This window comes from Anaerostipes stercorihominis, from assembly GCF_057535655.1.
This window is the reverse complement of record NZ_BAAJCL010000026.1, coordinates 1-5,126: the sequence shown is the minus strand read 5'-3', so window position 1 is coordinate 5,126 and position 5,126 is coordinate 1. Positions and strand designations below refer to the sequence as shown.

Below are 5,126 nucleotides of genomic sequence, written 5' to 3'. Positions count from 1 at the left end.
GATGGAGATTGCCGCTGCCTACAAAGGGCTGAGCAGGGTGTTCTTTAAAACGGGACATCCAGGTATACAAGGTATTTACATTGACTCCGAGTTCCCTTGCCACCTGTGCCGCCGGTATCCCCGACTGTACACGTTTACATGCCTCTTCCTTGAATTCGACACTGTACGTCTGTGCCATAATTCTTCCTCCTGACTTTCTGGATATATTATACCACTCGTTCTATGTGTCTATCAAATGGGGTATAAGGCAGTATAAGGCATGAACCTGGAGATATTGATAATAAAGTCAAAGAAATTCTTAGACAGGAAGGGAAGAAAACCATGAAAACCTGATGGAATCCGTGATTTCACCTTGACACAAAATCAGAGAGGGCATAAACTCATATCTGAAAGAAGGGCAGAAGGGAAAAAGAAATTGCGAATTAGTAGAAAAGCAAAGATTACAGAAAGTCATACAAGGCTGCTGAAAGGAACCATCGGTCATTTGAAACAGGAAGGACGTTTTGCTATGGAAAAAAATCATATGCAGCACGGCACGACCACGGTTTTTCAGCATAGTATTCGAGTTGCGTATATGAGCCTTTGGATTGCAGTGAAACTGGAACTGGAGGTGGATTGGAATTCTTTGGTTCGGGGAGCCCTTCTGCACGATTATTTTTTATATGACTGGCATGAAAAAGATGCCGGTCATAGACTGCATGGTTTTTTTCATCCGCAAAAGGCCTTAAAAAATGCAAGAGAGGATTTTCAGTTAAATCAGGTGGAAGAAAATATGATTGCCGCCCATATGTTTCCGCTAAATCTGACGCTGCCCCGCTACAAAGAGGCATGGATTGTCTGTGTGGCAGACAAATACTGTGCGCTGCTTGAGACCATGAAGAGAGATTAGCGCGCAAGAGGTTTGATGCATCCGAGATTTATGTTATAATTTTCAAATATAATAGGATAGTTTGATGAAAACAAGATAGGAGACCAATTTGAAAAAATATAACAGTAATTATTTAATTAATGAGCCGGTTATGGTGGAACCGATGATGGAGATCAATGGTTTTTATGTCCGTCCGGGAATGTTTGACTTAAATGGCGCTACAGAGATGCCCACAGGAGTTAATTTCACAGTGCATTCCAGTCGTGGGACATCCTGTGAACTGCTGCTGTTCCATTTGGAAGAGGAAGAACCTTATGCAGTCATCCCGTTTCCGGATTCTTATAAGATCGGAGATGTCTACTCCATGCTGGTCTATGATTTAAAGATTGAAGAGTTTGAATATGCATATCGGGTGGACGGTCCGTATGACGAGAAAAAGGGACTGCTATTTGATAAAACGAAAATATTATTAGATCCGTATGCAAAGGCAGTTACAGGACAAGAGGTTTGGAGAAAAAAACGAAAGGCGCCTTACCATGCAAGAGTGGTGAAAGATACCTTTGACTGGGGAATTCAGCCACAGTCGAAAAAAGAGATGAGCGATCTTATTATTTATGAGCTTCACGTGCGGGGATTTACGCAGCATCGTTCTTCCGGAGTGAAAAATCCCGGTACCTTTGCGGGCTTAAAAGAAAAAATTCCTTATCTAAAAGAGCTGGGCATCAATGCTGTAGAGCTAATGCCGATTTTTGAATTTGACGAAATGATCAATGCCAGGGATTATCAGGGAAATGAATTAATTGAGTATTGGGGATATAATACTGTCAGTTTTTTTGCTCCCAATGCCAGCTATGCGGCAGCAGATGAGAAGAATAACGAGGGAAGAGAATTAAAAGAGCTAATTAAAGCATTGCATGACAATGATATCGAAGTAATTCTGGATGTAGTATTTAATCATACGGCGGAAGGAAACGAGGCGGGGCCGTTTTTCAGCTTTAAGGGATTTGATAATAATGTTTACTATTTGCTGACGCCGGAAGGAAATTACTATAATTTCAGCGGGTGCGGAAATTCTTTGAACTGCAATCACCCGATTGTACAGCAAATGATTTTAGAATGTCTTCGATATTGGACGATCAATTACAGGGTGGATGGATTTCGTTTTGATCTTGCCAGCATTCTGGGAAGAGATGAAACCGGGAAACCAATGAACAATCCACCGCTTCTTAAGAGTCTGGCATATGATCCGCTTCTGAAAAATGTAAAGCTGATTGCGGAAGCGTGGGATGCAGGAGGTCTTTATCAGGTGGGGAATTTCCCTGCCAGCCGGCGCTGGGCGGAATGGAACGGACAATACCGGGATACAATCCGAGGATATTTAAAGGGAGATTTTTGGGAATCATGGAATGCAGCATGGAGAATCTGCGGTTCCGGAGACCTGTATGGAGGATATGATTCTGATGGAAATGATAATTATGCCGGCTATAATTCCTGTATTAATTTTTTGACTTGTCATGACGGATTCACGCTGTATGATCTATATTCTTATAATATGAAACACAATGAGGCAAATGGATGGGACAATACGGACGGTGCTGATGATAATCGAAGCTGGAATTGCGGAGCAGAAGGTGAGACAACAGATCCGGAGGTGCTGAAACTTCGCTGGCGCATGATTCGCAATGCCTGTGCGGTGTTAATGTGCAGCCGTGGGACTCCGATGTTTTTTTCCGGAGACGAGTTTGCAAATACCAAACATGGAAATAACAACAGCTACTGTCAGGACAATGAAATTTCATGGATCGACTGGTCATTGCTGGAACAGAATCGTGAATTATTTGAGTTTTTTAAATTTATGATTGATTACAGGAAACAGCATCCGACCATCCGAAAAAAACTGGCAGATGCCGTCTGCGGAATGGAAGGAATGCACGCTCATGATACCAATGCCGAGAAGGTGACGCTTCCGAACAATGCCAAAATGCTTGCCGTTAGCTTTGCCGGATATGATCGGAAGAAGGGGAAAGATGATTTGGTTTATGTGGCGCTCAATGCAAATTGGGAAGAGGTGCGGATTACAGTGCCGAATCTGGAACATCATGGTGCATGGTATTTAAGTGTTAATACGTATGGAGATGATCAGGGAAAATATTTTTATCCAGAAGGAGAAGAACCGAGAATCGACCATGAATTTGTAATGAAGCCAAGATCGGTTGCAGTATTTACCGGACGGACGATACATTAAATGAGAGGAAACAAGATTTTGTAAATCATGCAGCAGGATTCCCATAAAATACTGAAAAACGGCAGCAGAGGATGGTTTTGTCATAAAAGACTTCTTTTTTGGAAAATATATAATATGCAGGACAGTTTTGGATGAAAAGGTTTCCTTTTAGCGATAGAAAAAAGTGAAAAATTTAACAAAATAGCATCAAAAGGGTTTCAAAACTTGTCAAGTTGGGTTATATTGAAAGAAGAAACGGAACATAGAAACAGCCGAAGATTGAAAGGGGAAATTCATATGGCAAATATTATTGGAAGTCCAAGCCGGTATATTCAGGGAAAAGGGGAATTAAAGAATCTGTGTACCTATGCGCAGAATTATGGGAAGAAATTATTTATTTTGACCAGCGGTTCCGGAAGAAAACGGGTGGAGCCGTCCATTACAGAAGGAAGAAATGATGCGCAGATCACTTATGAAACATTTCGAGGTGAGTGCTGTATGACAGAAATTCATCGGATCATGGAGCTTTGTAAAGAGGCAGGAAGTGAAGTGATTGTCGGAATCGGAGGAGGAAAAATTCATGATACTGCAAAAGCGGTTGCGTATTATATGAAAAAACCGGTGATGATTGTGCCGACCATTGCGTCAACCGATGCGCCTTGCAGTGCACTTTCTGTGATTTATACGGATGAAGGTGTCTTTGAAAAATATTTGTTTTTGCCGGCAAGCCCCAACATGGTATTGGTGGATACGGAAATTGTAAGCAAAGCACCGGAGCGTTTGTTTGTTGCGGGGATGGGGGATGCGCTTGCCACCTATTTTGAAGCAAGAGCCTGCCGGCGTTCGGATGCGCTCAACTGTGTGGGAGGCAAAGTTACATTAACGGCGATGGCGCTGGCAAAGCTTTGTTATGAAACGCTTCTTGATGAAGGAATTGATGCGATGCTTGCGGTACGTGAGAAGGTTTGTACCAAAGCAGTGGAGCATGTGATCGAGGCAAATACGTACCTTTCAGGCATCGGATTTGAAAGCGGAGGATTGGCAGGAGCTCATGCCATCCATAATGGGCTGACTGCGGTGCCGGAGACTCATGATCTGTATCATGGAGAAAAAGTTGCATTTGGTACGTTGGTACAGCTTGTTCTTGAAAATGCAGATCAGGAAGAAATTCAGGATGTCCTGGCATTTTGTGCGGAAGCTGGATTGCCGACTACATTAGAGGAACTTGGAATAAAAGAGATAAAAGAAGAGCAGATCATGGAAGTTGCGCGTCTTGCATGTTCCCCGGATGATACTCTTGGCAATATGCCGTTTGAAGTAACTCCGGAGGACGTATATGCGGCAATTTTAGGAGCGGATGCACTGGGAAGATATTACCAGTAATTTTGTCAGAGCCATGCAGTAAAAAGGATGGAAGATAATGATTGCAATGATTTCACCGGCGAAAAATATGAAAATTGTGGAGTACAGTGAGCTTCCAAAATCTGAACCGGTTATGCTTCATAAGACAGAGCTTTTGCAAAGAGAACTTCAGAAGATGCAGCCGTGGGATCTGGAGACAACAATGAAGGTGAATGAAAAAATAGCGCTACAGACGTTTTTCGATATACAAAATTATGAGAATGCTCCGTCAGGAGCCGCGGCACTTTCTTATAACGGTCTGGTATATCAAAATCTGGGCGCAGGGGAAATGACCAAAGAGGAATTGAGGTTCCTCAATGACCACTGCAGAATTCTCAGCGGATTTTATGGAATTTTAAAACCATTGGATCAAATTCGTCCATATCGGCTGGAAATGGGATGTCGTCCAAAAGAAAAAGGAAAAACGTGGTCCTATGTCAAGAAAAAGTACAAATTAAATGTAACCATTTTTTCTCTGTTCTGAGCAAATTTCAACTTGCTATTTTTACTGCATTCTCTTCGATGTTTTTAAGATATTGTTCCTCATATTCATTTGGAGACAAATATCCACAGTGACTGTGAATGCGCACGGTATTGTAAAATGTTTCGATGTATTCAAAAATCAATTTATGT

6 protein-coding genes are annotated in these 5,126 nt (G+C 42.1%); 4 read left to right on the top strand and 2 right to left on the bottom strand.

Annotated elements, in window-relative coordinates; genetic code table 11:
- On the bottom strand, positions 1 to 178 hold a 178-nt coding region (locus AC27EF_RS13500; RefSeq protein ID WP_487111289.1), incomplete at its 3' end, for a transposase.
- A 237-nt stretch (positions 179 to 415) separates the two neighbouring features.
- Between AC27EF_RS13500 and AC27EF_RS13495 the strand changes: the two genes are divergently transcribed.
- The 4 genes from AC27EF_RS13495 (at position 416) to AC27EF_RS13480 (ending at position 4,977) form a co-directional block, all read left to right on the top strand.
- Positions 416 to 889, top strand: a complete 474-nt coding sequence (locus tag AC27EF_RS13495; protein ID WP_487111286.1) for an HD domain-containing protein — start codon at positions 416 to 418, stop codon at positions 887 to 889.
- Positions 890 to 1,019: 130 nt separating this feature from the next.
- Positions 1,020 to 3,113: a glycogen debranching protein gene (locus AC27EF_RS13490; protein ID WP_487111288.1), complete on the top strand. Its 2,094-nt coding sequence runs from the start codon at positions 1,020 to 1,022 to the stop codon at positions 3,111 to 3,113.
- A gap of 276 nt (positions 3,114 to 3,389) precedes the next feature.
- Entirely contained in the window at positions 3,390 to 4,475 is a 1,086-nt protein-coding gene (locus AC27EF_RS13485) for a glycerol dehydrogenase (protein ID WP_487111285.1), read from the top strand.
- A gap of 37 nt (positions 4,476 to 4,512) precedes the next feature.
- On the top strand, positions 4,513 to 4,977 hold the full coding sequence (locus AC27EF_RS13480) for a YaaA family protein (protein ID WP_487111284.1): 465 nt from the start codon (positions 4,513 to 4,515) through the stop codon (positions 4,975 to 4,977).
- Between the two features lie 7 nt (positions 4,978 to 4,984).
- Here the strand turns inward: AC27EF_RS13480 and AC27EF_RS13475 are convergent, their stop codons facing one another.
- On the bottom strand, positions 4,985 to 5,119 hold the full coding sequence (locus AC27EF_RS13475; RefSeq protein ID WP_487111287.1) for an IS3 family transposase: 135 nt from the start codon (positions 5,117 to 5,119) through the stop codon (positions 4,985 to 4,987).
- Positions 5,120 to 5,126 lie beyond the last annotated feature (7 nt).

Bases quoted from the DNA above. Each gene is read 5' to 3' on its own strand.
- AC27EF_RS13490 (WP_487111288.1), top strand. From the start codon at position 1,020: ATGGTGGAACCGATGATGGAGATCAATGGTTTTTATGTCCGTCCGGGA.
- AC27EF_RS13485 (WP_487111285.1), top strand. From the start codon at position 3,390: ATGGCAAATATTATTGGAAGTCCAAGCCGGTATATTCAGGGAAAAGGG.
- AC27EF_RS13480 (WP_487111284.1), top strand. From the start codon at position 4,513: ATGATTGCAATGATTTCACCGGCGAAAAATATGAAAATTGTGGAGTAC.